At 72.1% G+C, this 17,150-nt stretch carries 14 protein-coding genes; 11 read left to right on the top strand and 3 right to left on the bottom strand.

What is annotated here, in order from left to right; genetic code table 11:
• Positions 1–1,847: 1,847 nt before the first annotated feature.
• From F0L68_RS43885 to F0L68_RS34545, 8 genes are all read left to right on the top strand, one after another.
• Complete coding sequence (locus F0L68_RS43885; RefSeq protein WP_223199391.1) at positions 1,848–2,999, top strand: tetratricopeptide repeat protein; 1,152 nt, start codon at positions 1,848–1,850, stop codon at positions 2,997–2,999.
• Positions 2,996–4,006: an HAD-IIA family hydrolase gene (locus F0L68_RS34575; protein ID WP_223199390.1), complete on the top strand. Its 1,011-nt coding sequence runs from the start codon at positions 2,996–2,998 to the stop codon at positions 4,004–4,006. Before F0L68_RS43885 ends, F0L68_RS34575 begins: the two co-directional genes overlap by 4 nt.
• Positions 4,007–4,102: 96 nt before the next feature.
• Entirely contained in the window at positions 4,103–4,294 is a 192-nt protein-coding gene (locus F0L68_RS34570; protein WP_188316989.1) for a hypothetical protein, read from the top strand.
• 4 nt (positions 4,295–4,298) lie between these two features.
• Positions 4,299–5,114, top strand: coding sequence for a TlyA family RNA methyltransferase (locus tag F0L68_RS34565; protein WP_149854094.1), 816 nt, complete (start codon positions 4,299–4,301; stop codon positions 5,112–5,114).
• A complete protein-coding gene (locus tag F0L68_RS34560) occupies positions 5,111–6,022 on the top strand; it encodes an NAD kinase (RefSeq protein ID WP_223199389.1) in 912 nt (303 codons plus the stop codon). Before F0L68_RS34565 ends, F0L68_RS34560 begins: the two co-directional genes overlap by 4 nt.
• Positions 6,023–6,126: 104 nt before the next feature.
• Positions 6,127–7,935 (top strand): DNA repair protein RecN, encoded by a 1,809-nt coding sequence (gene recN / locus F0L68_RS34555; protein ID WP_149854093.1) that lies wholly within the window; start codon positions 6,127–6,129, stop codon positions 7,933–7,935.
• Positions 7,936–8,044: 109 nt separating this feature from the next.
• Positions 8,045–9,229, top strand: coding sequence for a putative cytokinetic ring protein SteA (steA, locus tag F0L68_RS34550; RefSeq protein WP_149854092.1), 1,185 nt, complete (start codon positions 8,045–8,047; stop codon positions 9,227–9,229).
• Positions 9,226–10,164 (top strand): copper transporter, encoded by a 939-nt coding sequence (locus tag F0L68_RS34545; RefSeq protein ID WP_149854091.1) that lies wholly within the window; start codon positions 9,226–9,228, stop codon positions 10,162–10,164. The genes steA and F0L68_RS34545 overlap by 4 nt, the downstream gene beginning before the upstream one ends.
• 291 nt (positions 10,165–10,455) lie before the next feature.
• Here F0L68_RS34545 and F0L68_RS34540 read toward each other — a convergent pair whose 3' ends face one another.
• Entirely contained in the window at positions 10,456–11,391 is a 936-nt protein-coding gene (locus tag F0L68_RS34540; RefSeq protein ID WP_149854090.1) for an alpha/beta hydrolase, read from the bottom strand.
• Between the two features lie 92 nt (positions 11,392–11,483).
• Between F0L68_RS34540 and F0L68_RS34535 the strand changes: the two genes are divergently transcribed.
• Positions 11,484–12,065 (top strand): PadR family transcriptional regulator, encoded by a 582-nt coding sequence (locus tag F0L68_RS34535; RefSeq protein WP_149854089.1) that lies wholly within the window; start codon positions 11,484–11,486, stop codon positions 12,063–12,065.
• A 9-nt stretch (positions 12,066–12,074) separates the two neighbouring features.
• Here the strand turns inward: F0L68_RS34535 and F0L68_RS34530 are convergent, their stop codons facing one another.
• Positions 12,075–14,462 carry an ABC transporter permease gene (locus F0L68_RS34530; RefSeq protein WP_149854088.1) on the bottom strand — a complete coding sequence of 796 codons (2,388 nt, stop codon included), beginning with the start codon at positions 14,460–14,462 and terminating at the stop codon, positions 12,075–12,077.
• Positions 14,459–15,175 carry an ABC transporter ATP-binding protein gene (locus F0L68_RS34525; RefSeq protein ID WP_149854087.1) on the bottom strand — a complete coding sequence of 239 codons (717 nt, stop codon included), beginning with the start codon at positions 15,173–15,175 and terminating at the stop codon, positions 14,459–14,461. Before F0L68_RS34525 ends, F0L68_RS34530 begins: the two co-directional genes overlap by 4 nt.
• Positions 15,176–15,295: 120 nt before the next feature.
• Between F0L68_RS34525 and F0L68_RS34520 the strand changes: the two genes are divergently transcribed.
• Positions 15,296–16,471, top strand: coding sequence for a sensor histidine kinase (locus F0L68_RS34520; RefSeq protein WP_149854086.1), 1,176 nt, complete (start codon positions 15,296–15,298; stop codon positions 16,469–16,471).
• Complete coding sequence (locus tag F0L68_RS34515) at positions 16,468–17,118, top strand: response regulator (protein ID WP_149854085.1); 651 nt, start codon at positions 16,468–16,470, stop codon at positions 17,116–17,118. Before F0L68_RS34520 ends, F0L68_RS34515 begins: the two co-directional genes overlap by 4 nt.
• Positions 17,119–17,150: the final 32 nt, after the last annotated feature.

Raw genomic sequence — 17,150 nt, 5'->3', positions numbered from 1 at the left:
AGGTCGCCGCCGAACATAACATTCCCGAAAGGGCTTGTGGTGGAGCACAGAACGATTGTGCTCAAACCGCAAGCCCTTTCGGCGTGTCTCTAGGAGGAACAGTGTCCAGGTTCGGGGAACGTCCCGGCGATCGTCAGCGGAGCCAGGGCGACCGTAAGCCACGGTCGACCGGCGGCCGTTCGGAAGGCGATCGCAAACACAACGGTGGAAGTCGCGAGTCGCGGTCGGGTGATCGTCCGCAGCGTGACTCCCGTGGGGGCGAGGCGTTCCGCGATCGGGACCGTCGTGACGACAACAGGGGCGGTGGCCGTTCCGACGACCGGCCGCGCCGCACCTTCGATTCGAACAACCGCGGCAGCGACCAGCGCGGTGCCGGTGGCGACCGTCGCTCGAGTGGCGGCTCGTACCAGGGCAACGCCGGTCGCAGTGGCGGCCAGGGGCAGGGCCGCAGCTGGCAGGACCGCAGCTCCGGCGGCTCAGGCGGGCGCAGCCAGGGTTCCGGGGACCGCCGTTTCGGCGACCGTCCCGGTGACGACAGCCGGAAGCGTTTCGACCGGGACAGCCGGCCCACCAGCAGCGATCGTGGCCGTCCGGGCCGCGACGACCGACCCGCGGCCCGCAGCTGGGATCGTCCCAAGAGCGACGACCGCGGACGCTCCGGCGGTTTCGCGCCGCGCGGTGGCCGGGACGACCGCCAGGGTGGCTACGGCCGTTCCGACAACCGCGACTCGCGTTCGGGTGGTTCGAGCAGCTGGAACCGTGGCGGCGACAGGGATCGGCCGAGTTCGGGTGGCTGGAACCGTGGTGGCGACCGTCCTACCGGTGACCGCCAGGGCGGCGGCGACAGCCGTGGCGGCGACCGTTTCTCCCGTGGCAGCGGCCCGCGTTCCGGCGCCCCGCGCACTGGTGGAGACAGGAACTTCCGCAGCGGCGACCGCGACAACCGTGGCGGTCAGTCGAGCTGGAACCGTGGCAGCGACAGCGGTTCCCGTGGATTCGACCGGCCGCGCCGGGACGACTCGACGGACCGCCCGCGCAGCTCGGATCGCAGCGACAGCCGGTCCTATGGGGACCGCCCTCGCACCGGCAGCGGCGACAGCCGTGGGCAGCGTTCGTTCGGCGACCGCTCGCGTGGCGGCGACAGCCGTTCGTACGGCGACCGTCCCCGCACCGGTGACCGGGACAGCTCGGGTCAGCGTTCCTACGGGGACCGGCCGCGCACGGGCAGCAGCGACAACCGCGGTCAGCGCTCCTACGGTGACCGTCCCAGGACCGGCGACCGCGACAACCGGTCGTACGGCGACAAGCCGCGCACCGGCAGCAGCGACAGCCGTTCTTATGGCGACCGTCCCCGCACCGGCGACCGGGAGAACCGGTCGTATGGGGACCGCCCGCGTACCGGCGGCAGCGACCAGCGTTCGTACGGCGATCGTCCCAGGACCGGTGGCAGTGACAGCCGGTCTTACGGCGACAAGCCGCGTACCGGTGGCAGCGACAGCCGGTCCTACGGCGACCGCCCGCGTACTGGCGGCAGCGACCAGCGTTCCTACGGGGACCGCCCGCGTACCGGTGACCGCGAGAACCGTTCGTACGGCGACAAGCCGCGTACCGGTGGCAGCGACAGCCGGTCCTATGGGGACCGTTCGCGCACGGGTAGCAGCGACAACCGTGGCCAGCGTTCGTACGGCGACCGGCCCCGCACGGGTGACCGTGGCGGCGACCGCGGTAGGTCGAGCTACCAGGACCGGTCTCCGGCCCGGCAGAACGACAACGCCGACGACCGTCGCGACGACCGCAGCCGGCAGCGTGCCGAGCGGTTCCAGCAGCGGACGCCGCAGTACGGCGGGGTGAGCGCGGGCGAGTCCAACTCGGCCGAGGTCACCGAGCAGGCTTCCGCCGGCGTCGAGTCCGTGGCGACCCCGGCCACGCAGGCCGTGTCGGGCGACGCGAGCAGCTCGAACACCAACGACACCAAGGCTTCGGCCGGCGCCGGGTCCGACACGGATATCGACACGGACGTCGAGGGCGCCGGCTCGGACACCGCGGTGTCCGAGCAGCAGCGGACCGCGTCCACTGAGCTTGCCGACACCGAGCAGACCGACTCCGAGCAGGCCGATTCGGCACCGAGGGAGTCGGCTCCGCAGCGCGAGTGGGAGGACCGCCGCCCGCCGCGCGAGCAGCGTGCGCCGAGCCCGCACCAGCGGCCCCGCGCGGACGACCGCTACAACGAGCGCGACCGGGACGAAGCCCCCCGGGTGCGTGCGCCAAGGCTGCCCGAGGGCGCGGACATCTCCGTGCTCGACCCGGCCGTTCGCGGCGAGCTGCGCAGCCTGCCCAAGGGGCTCGCGGACATCGTCGGCCAGCACCTGGCCGCCGCAGGCCTGCTGGTGGACGAGGACCCCGAGTTCGCCCTTGAGCACGCCAGGTACGCCCGGCTGAAGGCCGCCAGGGTCGGCGCGGTGCGCGAGGCCGCCGGCCTCACCGCCTACCTCGCAGGCGAGTGGGCCGAGGCCCTCTCCGAGCTGCGTGCCGCGCGTCGCATGACGCACGGCGCCGGCCACCTCGCGATCATGGCCGACTGCGAGCGGGCGCTCGGTCGTCCCGAGCGGGCGCTCGAACTGGCCAGGGAGGCCCGGTCCGAGAAGCTGGACGCCGCCGAGGCCGTCGAGCTGCTGATCGTGTCCGCGGGTGCCCGCCGCGACATGGGGCAGCTGGACGCCGCCGTGGTCGCCCTCCAGGGTCCCGACCTGGACCCGAAGCGCCGGCAGCCGTGGAGCGCCAGGCTGTTCTACGCCTACGCGGACAACCTGGCCGCCGCCGGTCGTACCGACGAGGCCGTGCGCTGGTTCCTCAACGCGGCCGAGGCCGATGACGACGGCGAGACCGACGCCGCGGAGCGCGCCTTCGACCTCGCGGACGAGACGGGCGCGGGCGCCCCACGTGTCGCGGAAGCACCGCAGCGCGATGCGGCGGCCGAGCCGGAGGCAGACAAGAAGTGACCGAACCGCGCACCCTGCTCGACGACTACGACGCGCTGCTGCTCGATCTCGACGGCACCGTCTACCGGGGCGGCGAGGCCGTGCCTGGCGCGGCCGAGGCCGTCGCCTCGGCTCGCGAGCAGGGTGTCGCGGTCCGGTTCGTCACCAACAACGCCTCGCGCGCGCCGCAGCAGGTGGCCGAGCACCTGAGCCAGCTCGGGTTCGGCGCCGCGGTCCGCGAGGTCAGCACCAGCGCCCAGGCCGCCGCTGCCGTGCTCGCCACGCGCGTGCCGGCCGGGTCGTCCGTCCTGGTCCTCGGCACCGAGGCACTGGCCGACGAGGTCCGGTCGGTCGGCCTGGTGCCGGTGCGCACCGCCGAGGGCGCCGTTGCCGTGGTGCAGGGGCTGTCCCAGGACCTCGGCTGGCGCCACCTCGCCGAGGCCTGCGTGGCGATCAGGGCGGGCGCGCAGTGGGTGGCCTGCAACGTCGACGCGACGCTGCCGACCGAACGCGGCCAGCTGCCGGGCAACGGAGCGCTGGTCGCCGCGCTGCGCACCGCGACCGGCGTCGAGCCGGTGGTGGCCGGCAAGCCGGCCAGGCCGCTGATGGACCAGGCCGTCGCGTCGACCGACGCGACGCGGCCGCTCGTGGTCGGCGACCGGCTGGACACCGACATCGCCGGAGCCCGCGCTGCGGGGCTCGACTCGCTGCTCGTGTTGACCGGGGTGTCCACTCCGGTCGAACTCCTTGCCGCGCAAGAAGAACTGCGGCCGACCCACGTGTCCGCCGACCTGTCCTGCGTGCTGCGCCCTGCCGCCGAGTCCGCCGTCGGCCCCCGGCCACAGTGGACGGTCCTGGTCGAGGACGGCGTGCTGTCGGCCGCCGCCGCTGGCGCTGGTGACTCGCTCGACCTGTTGCGCGCCCTGTGTGCCGCATGGTGGGCGGCCGGTGGCGGCACACCGGAACTGCGGGCCGAGGACGGCGCCGCCAAGGCGGCCTTGATCGACCTCGGGCTCGCCAACTCCTGAGCATTCGCAGGCCCTGCCCGACACCTGATCCGGCGTCGTCGGGCGTTTCGTCTACCGTTGCAGGGTGTCTACGTCGACGCGGACGGGAGCAGCCGCATGATGCCCGAAGAGCGGCCCGTTCCCGCGCCACCAGTGCCCGGCCCGCTATCCGGTTCTCCCGGCGCCATCGAGTCCGCGCTGCGCGGCCTCGACGGGCTCGCCGAGCTTGAGGTGAGCGAGCACGTCGCGCGGTTCGACGCCGCGCACGCGGCCCTCACCGACGCGCTGTCCAGCATCGACAAGGTGTGACGCGGTGGTTCGTAGGGCGCGTCTTGACGCCGAACTCGTACGCCGGGGCCTGGCCAGGTCTCGGGAGCACGCCAGCCAACTCGTGGCCGCGGGCCGGGTGACCGTGCGCGGCACCGTCGCGACCAAGCCGGCCACCGCCGTCGAACTCGACACCCCGGTCGTGGTGAAGGACGACACCGACGACCCTGGCTGGGCCTCTCGTGGCGCGCACAAGCTGGTCGGCGCGCTCGCCGCGTTCCAGCCGGGCGGGCTCGTGGTCGCCGGCCGTCGCTGCCTGGACGCCGGCGCCTCCACCGGCGGCTTCACCGACGTGCTGCTGCGCGCGGACGCCGCCCAGGTCGTCGCCGCCGACGTCGGCAGGGGCCTGCTGGACTGGCGGCTGCGCACCGACGACCGGGTCGTCGTCAAGGACAGGACGAACGTGCGTGCGCTGACGCCGGAGGACATCGACGGCCCCGTCGACCTCGTCGTCGCCGACCTGTCGTTCATCTCGCTTCGGCTGGTGCTGCCCGCGCTGCTCGCCTGCGTCAACCCCGACGGTGACCTGGTCCCGATGGTCAAGCCGCAGTTCGAGGTCGGCCGCGAGCGGCTGGGTTCCGGCGGCGTGGTGCGGGATCCGGCGCTGCGGATCGAGGCGGTGCTCGACGTGGTCGCCTCGGCCGGACAGCTCGGCCTGCGGCTGCACGGGGTCACCGCCAGCCCGCTGCCGGGGCCGTCCGGGAACGTGGAGTACTTCGCCTGGCTGCGCCGTGGCGAGCCGTTGACAGCAGAGTCGGCCGCCGAGCTCGTGCGCGCCGCCGTTGAGGAAGGGCCGCAGTGACAGAGGTGGGGGACGACGACCGCGAGGTGCTGCTCGTGGTGCACACGGGCAGGGACAAGAATCCCGGGCTGGCCGAGCAGGTCGCCGAGCGGTTCTCGCGGGCCGGGGTGCGGTTACGGGTGCTGGAGGACGAGGCACCCGACCTCGACCCGTCCTGCTTCACCCGCGTGGTGCCCGCCGACAGCCAGGCGGCCGTCGGCACCGAGCTGGTGTTCGTGCTCGGCGGCGACGGCACGCTGCTGCGGGCCGCTGACCTCGCGCGCCCGGCGGGGGTCCCGGTGCTCGGGGTGAACCTCGGCCGCGTCGGGTTCCTCGCCGAGGCGGACTCCGACGCGCTGCACGAGGCCGTCGACCACGTGGTGCAGCGCTGCTACCACGTCGACGAGCGGATGACGATCGACGTGACGGCCCGGCTCAACGGCACGGTGTTGGACAGCACGTGGGCGCTGAACGAGGCCAGCGTGGAGAAGACCGTCCGGGAACGCATCCTGGACGTCGTGGTCGAGGTGGACGGCCGCCCGGTGTCCGCGTTCGGCTGCGACGGCGTCATCTGCGCGACGCCGACCGGATCGACCGCCTACGCGTTCTCGGCGGGCGGTCCCGTGGTGTGGCCGGACGTGCAGGCGCTGCTGGTGGTGCCGAGCAACGCGCACGCGCTGTTCGCCAGGCCGCTCGTGGTGTCGCCCGCGTCGGTGGTGGCCTTCGAGATCGACTCCGCAGGTCAGCCCGCCGAGCTGAGCTGCGACGGCCGCCGCACCGTCGCGCTGCCGCCCGGCGCGCGGGTCGAGGTCGTCGGCGGCTCGACGCCGCTGAAGCTGGTGCGGCTGCGCAAGGGGCCGTTCACCGACCGGCTGGTGAACAAGTTCTCGCTTCCGGTGCAGGGATGGCGCGGTCCCTCGGCAGGCTGACCTCCCCGTTGGGCCAGGCGGCGCTGCGAAGGTTGGCAACAGGTCCGACACAGCAGGGACCGTCCGGCCCCACTGTGTCGGCCTCGCCCGCTAGTGTTCTGGGCGTGCTGGCCGAGATGCGCATCCAGGGCCTCGGTGTCATCGACGAGGCCACCCTCGAACTACACCCTGGTTTCACGGTCGTCACCGGCGAGACCGGTGCGGGAAAGACCATGGTCGTCACCGGGTTGCACCTGCTCGGCGGCGGACGCGCCGAGGCGTCCAGAGTGCGTACCGGCGCGGACAAGGCGACCGTGGAGGGGCGTTTCCTCGCCCCGCCTGGCAGCGCCGCCGCGAAGGTCGCCGAGGAGGCTGGCGGCGAGCCCGACGAGGACGGCAGCGTGATCGCCGTCCGCACGGTCGGCTCCGACGGTCGGTCCCGCGCGCACCTCGGCGGGCGGTCCGTGCCGGTCGGGGTGCTGTCCGAGCTTGCCGAGCAGCTGCTCGCGGTGCATGGCCAGAACGACCAGCTGCGGCTGCTGCGGCCCGCCGAACAGCGCGGCGTGCTCGACCGGTTCGCCGGCGACGCGGTCGGCGAACCGCTGCGCGAGTACCAGCGGGTGCGGACTGAGTGGTTGCGGGTGGCCACCGAGCTGATCGAACGCACCGAGCGGTCAAGGGAGCTGGCGCGGGAGGCCGACCTGCTGCGGCACGGCCTCGACGAGATCGCCGCCGTCGACCCGAAGCCCGGCGAGGACCACGAGCTGGTGGACGACGCCCGCAGGCTCGCCGACGCGGACCAGCTGCGCGAGGCCGCCGCTGGCGCGCAGATCGCGGTGACCGGGGCCCTCGACGGCGACCCGGACGCGCCCGGCGCGCTCGGCCTGGTCGGCGAGGCTCGGCGCAGGCTCGCCGGTTCGGAGGATCCGGCGCTGCGTGACCTTGAGCCGAGGCTGGCCGAGGCCGCGGCGCTGCTAGCCGACGTCGGGGCCGAGCTTGGCGGGTATCTCGACCAGCTCGACGCCGACCCGGCGCGGCTGGAGCGGGTGCTGGCCAGGCAGGCCGAACTCAAGCAGCTCACCAGGAAGTACGCCGCCGACGCCGACGGCGTGATCGCGTGGGCCGAGCAGGCGACCGCGCGGCTGGCCGGGCTGGACACTTCGGAGGAGGCGCTGGCCGCGCTCGCGGCGCGCCGCGACGAGCTGGCCGCCGAACTGGTCGGGTACGCGGCCGAGGTCACCTCGGAGCGGATCGAGGCGGCCGAGGCGTTGGGCAAGGCCGTGACCGAGGAGCTCGACGGCCTGGCGATGCCGCACGCCACCGTGCAGATCGCGGTGCGGCCCCGGCTGGCCGAGCAGGGCGACACGGCGGCGGTGGAGGTCAGGGGGCAGCGCCTGCACGCCGGCCAGGACGGCGTCGACGAGGTCGAGCTGCGGCTGATCGCGCATCCAGGAGCCCCGCCGCTGCCCGTGCACAAGGGCGCGTCCGGCGGCGAGCTGTCCAGGGTGATGCTGGCGCTGGAGGTTGTGCTGTCGCACGCGGACCCGGTGCCCACGCTGGTGTTCGACGAGGTCGACGCCGGTGTCGGTGGTCGGGCGGCGGTCGAGGTCGGCAGGCGCCTCGCGCGGCTGGCCCGCAGCCACCAGGTGATCGTCGTGACGCACCTGCCGCAGGTGGCGGCGTTCGCCGACCAGCACATCGTGGTGGACAAGAACGCGGCTGGCGGTCTGACCCGCAGCGGGCTCAAGGTGCTCGACGAGTCCGACCGCGTGCAGGAGCTGGCGCGGATGCTGGCCGGCATGGACTCCACCGACACTGGCCGCGCGCACGCCGAGGAACTGCTCGCCGCGGCCAAGGCGGACAAGGCGGCGGACCTGCCCGCGCGGACCGTGCGCCGGGCGTCGAAGGTCCGGCGCGCCAAGGCGGTCGGCTGACCCGTCGCGGCCCCGCCGCGCGGAGCGAGGCGAATGCAACACTGACCAGCGTGAATCCCCCCGGCGTGGCATCCGGTCTAATCGTCGGCAGTTTGTCACCATCTGTCGCATGAAGCTCACTGGTCTGCTTAGTCGGACGAATGCGACCCTGCCCGGTGTGACCGGCGTCGCCCGGGTCGACCGACGGACCGGCGAGCTGCTTCGCCGGATCGGTCCAGGTGACGTCGCCGTGCTCGACCAGGTCGACCTCGACCGGCGCACCGCGGAGGCGTTGATCGCCGCCGAGGTGGTCGGCGTCGTCGACGCCGCGCCGTCGATCTCCGGCCGGTTCCCCAACCTCGGCCCAGAGGTGCTGATCGAGGCGGGCATCCCGCTGATCGACGGCATCGGCGCGCAGGCGCTGCGGGAGATCAAGGACGGCACGAAGATCCGCCTGCACGAGGGCGCGGTCTACGTCGGCGACCGCGAGGTGGCCAGGGGCACCGAGCAGAACGCGGAGTCCGTCGCCGACCAGATGATAGAGGCGAAGGCGGGGATGTCCGCCCAGCTGGAGGCGTTCTCGGCGAACACCATCGAGTTCCTGCGCCGCGAGCGCACCCTGATCCTGGACGGCGTCGGCGTGCCCGAGGTCTTCGTGTCGATCCGGGACCGACAGGTGCTCGTGGTGGCGGGCGGCAGCTCGCACGCCGAGGAGCTGAGGCGGCTGCGCAAGTACATCCGGGAGTACCGGCCGGTGCTGATCGGCGTGGACACGGGAGCCGACACGCTGCACGCCGCAGGACTCAAACCGGACATCATCGTCGGCGATCCCGACGGCATCGGCACCGAGACGCTGAAGGCCGGGTCCGAGGTCGTCGTGCCGGCGCACCCGGACGGGCACGCGCCGGGCCTCGAGCGGATCCAGGACCTCGGCATCGGCGCGGTCACCTTCCCCGCGTCCGGCAACGCCGAGGACCTTGCGCTGCTGCTCGCTGAGGCGCACGGCGCGAGCCTGGTGGTCACCGTGGGGTTCCAGGCGACGCTGCGGGAGTTCATGGACCGTGGGCACTCCGGCTCCAACCCGTCGACCTTCCTCACCCGCCTGAAGCTGGGCGGCAAGCTCGTCGACGGCAACGCCGTCGCGGTGCTGCACCGCAGCAGGGTGTCGCTCGGCGTGATGGTCCTGCTGGTGTTCGCCGCGGTGATCGCGATGGCCGCCGCGCTGGCGGTGTCCGGCGTGGGCCACGTGTACGTCGACGTGATCGTCGAAACCTGGAACAACGTCCTCACCTGGGGCAAGGGGCTGTTCGCATGATCTCGCTGCGCTACCACATCGTGTCCATCGCAGCCGTCTTCCTGGCGTTGGCCGTCGGCGTCGTGCTCGGTTCGACGACGATCAGCAGCAGGCTGCTGTCCGGCCTCAGTGACGACAACACCTCGCTCGGCAAGCAGGTGTCGGACCTACAGGCCGATCGCAACAGCCTCAACGCGCGGCTCGCCGACGCGGACCGGTTCGCCACCTCGATCGGCCCCTCGGTCGTGAAGGGCCAGCTCGACCAGCGCACGGTCGTGTTCGTCACGACCCCCGACGCGAAGCCGGGCGACCGGGATGCCCTGGCGGCGCTGGTGAAGAGCGCGGGGGCGACGGTGACGGGCGAACTCCAGCTCACCGACGCGTTCACCGACCCGGCAAAGTCCGACCAGCTGCGCGACCTCGTCGCGAGGTTGCTGCCCAAGGGCACGCAGCTGCCGACGGCGTCCGATCCTGGCACGCTGGCCGGCGGCATGCTGGGGTCGCTGCTGTTGCTCAACAAGGACACCAACCAGCCGCAGGCGTCCCCGGACGAGACGGCGGCCGCGCTGTCCGGCCTGGCCAGCGGCGGATTCGTCAAGCAGGGCCCCAACCTGAAGCCGGCGCAGCTGGCGCTGGTGCTCACGGGCGGCGCGCTGTCCGGGGACTCCTCGGCCGACCGCGCCGCCACGATCGCCAGGTTCGCCGCGCAACTCGATCGGGCCGGCGCGGGGACCGTCCTCGCGGGCGGTTCGGGCTCGGCTTCGGGAACCGGTCCGGTCGGTGTGGTGCGCGCGGACACGGCGGCCACGCAGGTGCTGTCCACTGTGGACAATGCGGACGGTGCTGCTGGGCGGGTGGTGACGATTCTGGCGTTGCGGGAGCAGCTGGAGGGCAAAGCGGGGCGGTACGGGAACGCCGGGAACGCGCAGGCGCCTGCTCCGGGGATGTCCGGGTAGTTTCCTGGGTACGACGCTCTGGCCGTTTGATGCGTATGACGCGCCGGCCGTTTGATAGGTGAGGAAGGTGGGGGCCAGCGACTCGCTTTGGGTGGGACGCTCAAACGCCCCGGCCGGCGACTCGCTTCGCTCCCTGCCGGTTTCTTAGCTACCTGTGTTTATTGGGNNTCGCCCTCCTGCGCCTCCAGGGGCCGACGGCGAACTCGCACGCACCGCACCGTCACGAAGTAAAAAAGCGCGTGGGTCCGCGCCGTCACGAAGTGAAAAAGCGGTGCGTTGGCGCGGGTTCGGTTAGGTCAGGGCGGTGTGGATGGCGGTTTGCCAGTGGGTGGTGGTGTGCCTCGCTAGGTTGCTGGTGGGGGCGTAGGCCTCGAAGAAGTGCCAGGCGCCGGGGATGTCCTTGGTTTCTACTGGGACGTCGGCTTCTGCCAAACGCCGGGCGTAGGTGAGGCCCTCGTCGCGCAGGGGGTCGAGGCCGCAGGTGAGGACGTAGGCGGGCGGCAGGCCGGTCAGGTTCGTGGCGCGGGCCGGGGCGGCGTAGGGCGACACCTCGGCTGCGCGGTTCGGGCCCAGGTAGGTGTCCCAGGTGTGGGCGAGGCCGGCCGAGTTGAAGATCCTCGGGTCGTCGAACCGGTCGGTTATGGCGGCGTCGACCTGGTCGTCCAGTACCGGGATGAGCAGGCACTGGTGCGCGATCGCCGGGCCGCCCCGGTCGCGGGCGAGGAGGGCCAGGGCGGCGGTGAGGCAGCCGCCGGCGGACGCGCCGGCCACGCCGATGCGGGTGGGGTCGACGCCGAGTGTGGCCGCGTTGTCGGCCAGCCAGCGCAGGGCCGCGTAGCAGTCCTCGATTCCGGCGGGGAAGCGGTGCTCGGGGGCGAGTCGGTAGTGCACGTTGACGACGACCGCGCCGACCTCGGCGCAGATCTCGCGCGCCATCGGGGACGGGCCGTCCAGTTCGCCGTAGGCGAAGCCGCCGCCGTGGATGTAGAGCACGGCGGGCAGCGTGCCGGTGGCCGAGGTCGGCCGCAGGATCTGCACGTCGATCGTGTTGCCGTCGGGCCCGGTGACCACGTCGTCCTCGACGGTGACGCGGGGATCGCTCGCGGGCATCAGCGGCGCCATCAGCGCGCGGAAGTCCGCCCTGGTGGCCTCGATGTCGGCGTAGGGGTTCGTGGGGCGGGCGGGCATCGCGGCGAACACGTCGGCGAGGTCGGGGTGCACGAACATCAGATTCTCCTAGATAGTCTCACTGATACGGTCTCGATGGGACGAAGGTATAGTCTCAGTGAGACCGTGTCAACGGGAAGGATCTTGGGACCGTGGACGAGCTCAGTTCGTCGGCCTACGTGGTGCTGGGCCTGATCGCCCGCTACGGCCCGATGACCCCGTACGAGTTGAAGGCGCGCGTCGAGGAGACCGTCGGCTACTACTGGCCGATCCCGCACGCGCAGCTGTACCGCGACCCGCCGAAGCTCGCCGAGCTCGGCCTGCTGGTCGAGCAACCGGAGGAACACGGTCGGCGGCGGCGCGTCTTCCACCTCACCGACGCGGGGCGCGAGGTGCTGGCGCGCTGGCTGGCCGACCCCGACACCCCGCAGCCGGAGACGCGCAACCAGGCCCTGCTCAAGCTGACCTTCGCGGACCTCGGCGAGCCCGACGGCGTGGCAAGCCTGGCCCGGATCCAGGCCGCGCAGCACCGCGAATGGCGCGACCTCTACAAGTCCCTGCTCGCCGACCTGGATCCAACCGCCGAGGACACCCTCCCCAGAGCACGCCTTACCCGCCTAGGCGTCCTGCACGAACAGGCCTACGTCGACTTCTGGCAATCCTTGGCCGACAACCCAGATCAGTTGGATCTGTCCGAAGCGTCGCCACCGTCCACACCGACAACAACTTCGTGACGGCGCGGGTTATTCGGCGCGGAGGGCTGTGATTGGGCGGGCGCCCGCGGCCCAGCCTGCCGGGAGTGCGGCACCGGCCAGGGCGATCACGATGCCGCCGAGCGCGAGGGCGGCGAGTTCAGGCAGCGAGTAGACGTTGATGTCGGCGGACGGGATGGCCGTGCCGATGGCGTTGCCCATCAGCGGCATCACGTAGTCGAGGGTCAGGATGCCGAGCGGGACGCCGATGATGCCGGCGACCAGGCCGATGCCGGCGACCGAGGTCAGGACCATGATGATCGTCTGGCCCGGGGACATGCCCAGCGCCTTGAAGACACCGAGGTCGTGGACGCGTTGCCGGGTGTCGAGCACCACGAGGTTGAGCACGCCGAGGCCGGCTACCGCGACGATCATCACGGTGAGCAGGGCGGCGAGTGCCTGGGCAGCGGCGGTGACGGTGCCACCGCCGTCGAGGTTCGGCTGGGCCTGGGCGGCGATCGACGCGAACTTCGCGTTCAGCGCGTCGACGTAGCTGGTTCGGTCGGTGCCCGACGTGAGTTGGATGTTGAACTGCTGTGGTTGCAGGCCAAGGCCGAGCCCGTCGAGCGAGGTGAGGTCGGTGAGGATCTGCATGCCGTGCTCGCTGGTGTCCAGGGCCTCGCCGGTGATCCGCAGCGACACCTGCCGTCCGCCTTTGGTGAGGGTGACGGTGTCGCCGAGGGTGTCGCCGGTGGCGGCGAGGAACCGGGTGGGGACGACGGCCTGCCCGGGTCCGGTGAACCACTGGCCGGAGATCATCTGGTAGGACGCCCAGGCGGTGTCGCCGGTGAAGCCGATGACGCTCACGCCACCGGTGATGCCCGCGACCCCCACCGTGGTGTCGGCGCTGCCGACGTACGTCGCGGTGCCCGGCTGCGCGGTGATGTCCGCCGCGACCCGGGCCGGGGACGCCGCGGCGAGATGGGGGTCGCCCTTGATCGGGATGCCCGGATGGGCATCGCCCAGGTTGACGACGACGTTGCCGAGCGTGGCGACCTGCGGGGCGTGCTGCGCATCGGCCAGGGAGGTGGTCAGGCCAAGGGCGAAGGTGACTGAGGCTGCGCCGAGCAGAACCGCGCCGGTCATGGCGAGAGTGCGGGCCGGCCGGGTGAAGGGATTGGCCAGGCCGATGACCACCGGCCGCGGCAATGGCAGGCGGCTTGCCGCCCTCCGGGCCCAACGCCCACGCCCGGCAGGCGGGGCGTGCCCGATGGCGATCGCGTCGACGGTGCGCAACCGGCCTGCTCGCAGTGCAAGCGCCCAGGCGGCCCCGACGACCAGGGCGAGCGCGGTGACAGCCACGGCGATATCGACCCAGCCGGGGATCGTTTGCCGTCCGGTGCCGTAGACGGTCTCGGTGTCCCGCAACGCCGGGATGGCGAGCACGTTTCCGGCCAGCACACCCAGGACCGCGCCGACGGCCGCGGGGATCAGGGCTTGGCCGATGTAAGCGCGGACCACCTGCGCCGGAGTGAAGCCGAGCGCTTTGATGATGCCGATGCGCCGGGTCTGGGAACTGACCGCGCCACTGACGATGATGCCGACGATGAGCACGGACATCAGCAGTCCGAGGATGCCGAAGGCGGCGACGAAGGGCACGAACCCGGCCGTCTGCCCGTCGGCGGTCAGTTGGATCTGCAACCAGGACTGGGCGCCGGTGAGCGCGCCCTGCGGGAGGGCCGCGGTGATCGCGGTGCGGTCGGCGTTCATCTGGGTGCCGGTGGTCGCGTCGGTGAAGCGGTACAGCATCTGATACTGCGATGCCCCGGCGCTCAGTGCGGTCAGCTGGGCTGGCGTGACCCAGGCATCGGCGGTGTCGCTGACGGAGTTGGCGAAGCCCACGACGGTCAGCGTCGGCCGGCCGGGCGCATCGGGGAACGTCACGTGCGAGCCGAGGGTGAAGTCGGTGCCTTGTCCCGGCCCGGCGCGCAGCACGACCTGGTCGGGGCCGCTGGCCCACGTGCCGGAGGCCAGGGTCATCGAGTCCACCGTGCTGGCCGGGCCGCTGCGGCCGACGACGGTCATCTGCTTGAGCGCGGTGCCGGCCGGCAGGTCGGCACCGGAGCCGGCGACCGGGTGCAGCGAGGCGACCGGGTAGGGGCCGGCGCTCGCGGTCACCACGGGGGCGTGGGCGGTGGCGGCGATCTGGGCGGCACTGGCCGTCGCTCCATTGATCTGTGCCGTCAGCTGGGCGCCGTGCTGCGCGGCGAAGGCGCGCTCGAACGGGGCTTGGGAGTCCACCAGCAGGCCGGCGGCGAGCACGGATGCCGCGACCGCGAGCAGGGTGGTCAACGTCATCACCACCGTCTGCACCCGTTTGCGGCCCACGCCGGAGCGCACGATCCGGCCAAGCGGACTGGACAGCACTCGCCCGCTCATCGGGCCACCGCCGCGGTATCGCGCCGGATTCGGCCGTCGGTCAGTTCGATGGTGCGGGTCGCGCACGCCTCGGCGAGCGTGGTGTCGTGGGTGACCAGCACGATGGTCTGCCCGTCCTGGTTGAGCTGGGCCAGCAGGTTGCGCACCTCGTGACCGGACGCGGTGTCCAGGGCTCCGGTCGGTTCGTCGGCCAGCAGCAGGGGCGGTCGGTTCATCAGCGCGCGGGCCACCGCGACGCGTTGCCGTTCACCACCGGACAGCCGTCCAGGGTAGGCACGAGTGTGCCGGTCGATGCGCAGGTAGGACAGCAGTTCGGTGGCGCGGGCCTGCGCCCGTTTGCTTGGCATTCCGGCGAGTTGGGCCGGCAGCAGGACGTTGTCCAGGACGGTCAGGTCATCCAGCAGATTGAAGAACTGGAAGACCATGCCGATGCGCTCGCGCCGGTAGCGGGCGGATGCGGCCTCGCTGAGCGTGTCGACGCGGACGCCGTCGACGGTGACCTGGCCCGAGGTCGGCTTGTCCAGCCCCGCGAGCAGGTTGAGCAGCGTCGATTTACCGCTGCCCGAGGGGCCCAGCACCGCCAGGGCCTCGCCGGCCGCCACGGCCAGGCTGACATTGGCCAGCGCGGGCGGGGCGCCCGTCTGGTAGGTCCTGGTCACGCCGTCGAGCCGGATCACGTCACCGGCCGCAGTGGGCACACCGTGCTGTCTCATGGGGTCCACTGTGGTCACGCTGGCTGTGTCGCGGTGTCGGCCGGAAGTCCGGTTTCAGGCGAGCGCGGATTCGTACTTTCGACCGACACCCTCGCTGGGAAATCGCCATAGCCTGGGCGTATGGACACACTGGAGCGTGTGGCCCGCCGCATCGGGACCGGCGCCGGGGCCGAGATGACCCTCGGTCTGGTGATGGCGGGGGTGATCCTCGCCGTCGCGCTGGTCCACGCCGCAACGGACCCGCGCTGGCCGTTCGGTCTCGTCGTCGGCATCGCCTTGTGCGCCACGGCTCTGCTGCGCCGCCATCACCGGACCCAGACTGCCGTGGCCGGCTTGGTCCTGTTCGCGGCGGCCGGGGTCGTCGGTGCGCTGGGTGATATGCCGCCGGACCCACTGTTCGGCGGCGGGCTGGTCGGCCTGCTCGTGCTCGGTGCCGACGCCGTACGGACCCTGCCGCCACGTCCGGCTGTGCTCATCGGTGTCGCCGGCATCGGCGTGATCGCGGTCAGTGAAACGGTTGGTGATACCGGGTTCTTCGACAACCGGGCCCTGCACGCGATGTCCGGCGCGACCGCGTGGGCCGCGGCGCTCGCGGTCGGCGTGTGGTTGCGCTACCTCGCCGTCCGCCGCCAGCAGACCCTCCAGGCGGTGCGGCGCGAGGAACGCCTGGAACTGGCCAGGGAACTGCACGACGTCGTCGCCCACCACGTCACCGGCATCGTCGTCCAGGCCCAGGCCGCCGGATTCACCGGCGGCCAGGACACCACACCGCTGCTGTCGGCACTGGGCAGCATCGAAACCGCCGGCCTGGACACGCTGGCGGCCATCCGCCAGCTCGTGGGGCTGCTGCGCAGCCCGGACGACACACCCGGCGTCTCGCCACTGCCCGAACCGATCAGCCGGCTCGTCGAGCGCTTCGCCCACCACGGCCCCGCGGTCGACCTACGCCTGCCCGCCGACCCACCGGTCGCCGACTGGCCGCCGCAGGTGACCAACACCGTGTACCGGGTCGTCCAGGAGGCGCTGACGAACATCACCCGCCACGCACCCGCCACCCGCTGTGTCACCGTGGCCATCGACCAGGACCCACGCCAGGTCCGCGTCGACATCACCGACGACGCCCCCGGCACCGGACACAGCGCCAGCCATCCCTCCCGTCTGGGCGGTGGCTACGGTTTGGTCGGGATGCGCGAACGGGTGGAAGCACTCGGTGGGCGACTGCTCGCCGGGCCACGGCCATCCGGCGGCTGGGCGGTTCATGTCAGTCTCCCCGTCCCCACGCTGAGCAGGTCATGAGCCTGCGGGTTCTGCTGGCCGACGATCAGGCCATGGTCCGCAGCGGGTTCCGGCTCATCCTGGACAGCCAACCCGACATCACCGTCGCCGCCGAGGCACCGGACGGTACCCAAGCCGTGGCCCTGGCCAGGGACCTGCGGCCGGACGTGTGTCTGGTCGATATCCGCATGCCCGGCCTGGACGGCATCGAGGTCACGCGTGCACTCGCCGGCCCCGACGTCCCCAACCCACTGCGGGTCGTCATCGTCACCACCTACGACACCGACGAATACGTCTACGGCGCGTTGCAGGCGGGCGCGGTCGGCTTCCTACTCAAGGACGCCGGACCCGGCCTGCTCATCGAAGCCGTCCGCGCCGCCAGCACCGGCGACGCCCTCATCTCGCCGTCGATCACCGTCCGGCTCCTCCAACAGCTCACCGCGCACCGCCGCAGGACCACGAGAGCGGCGACCCGGCTCTCGGAACGCGAACTCGACATCACCCGCAGCATCGCCAAAGGCCGTACCAACAACGAAATCGCAGCCGAACTGTTCATCTCGTTGAGCACGGTCAAGACCCACATCACTCGCATCCAGACCAAACTCGGCGTCCGCAACCGGGTGGAAATCGCGGCGTGGGCTTGGGAAAACCGAGTCATGAACCACTAACGGCCCCCGCCGCCCCAAAAACCCAACCCCAA

The sequence above is a fragment of the Solihabitans fulvus genome (genome assembly GCF_008386585.1).
GTDB lineage: Bacteria > Actinomycetota > Actinomycetes > Mycobacteriales > Pseudonocardiaceae > Solihabitans > Solihabitans fulvus.
Note: the sequence above shows the minus strand (reverse complement) of the source record. Positions and strands in the feature narration are given on the sequence as shown.

Bases quoted from the DNA above. Each gene is read 5' to 3' on its own strand.
- F0L68_RS34570 (WP_188316989.1), top strand. From the start codon at position 4,103: ATGATGCCCGAAGAGCGGCCCGTTCCCGCGCCACCAGTGCCCGGCCCG.
- steA (WP_149854092.1), top strand. From the start codon at position 8,045: ATGAAGCTCACTGGTCTGCTTAGTCGGACGAATGCGACCCTGCCCGGT.
- F0L68_RS34545 (WP_149854091.1), top strand. From the start codon at position 9,226: ATGATCTCGCTGCGCTACCACATCGTGTCCATCGCAGCCGTCTTCCTG.
- F0L68_RS34540 (WP_149854090.1), bottom strand. From the start codon at position 11,391: ATGTTCGTGCACCCCGACCTCGCCGACGTGTTCGCCGCGATGCCCGCC.
- F0L68_RS34530 (WP_149854088.1), bottom strand. From the start codon at position 14,462: ATGAGCGGGCGAGTGCTGTCCAGTCCGCTTGGCCGGATCGTGCGCTCC.
- F0L68_RS34525 (WP_149854087.1), bottom strand. From the start codon at position 15,175: ATGAGACAGCACGGTGTGCCCACTGCGGCCGGTGACGTGATCCGGCTC.
- F0L68_RS34520 (WP_149854086.1), top strand. From the start codon at position 15,296: ATGGACACACTGGAGCGTGTGGCCCGCCGCATCGGGACCGGCGCCGGG.
- F0L68_RS34515 (WP_149854085.1), top strand. From the start codon at position 16,468: ATGAGCCTGCGGGTTCTGCTGGCCGACGATCAGGCCATGGTCCGCAGC.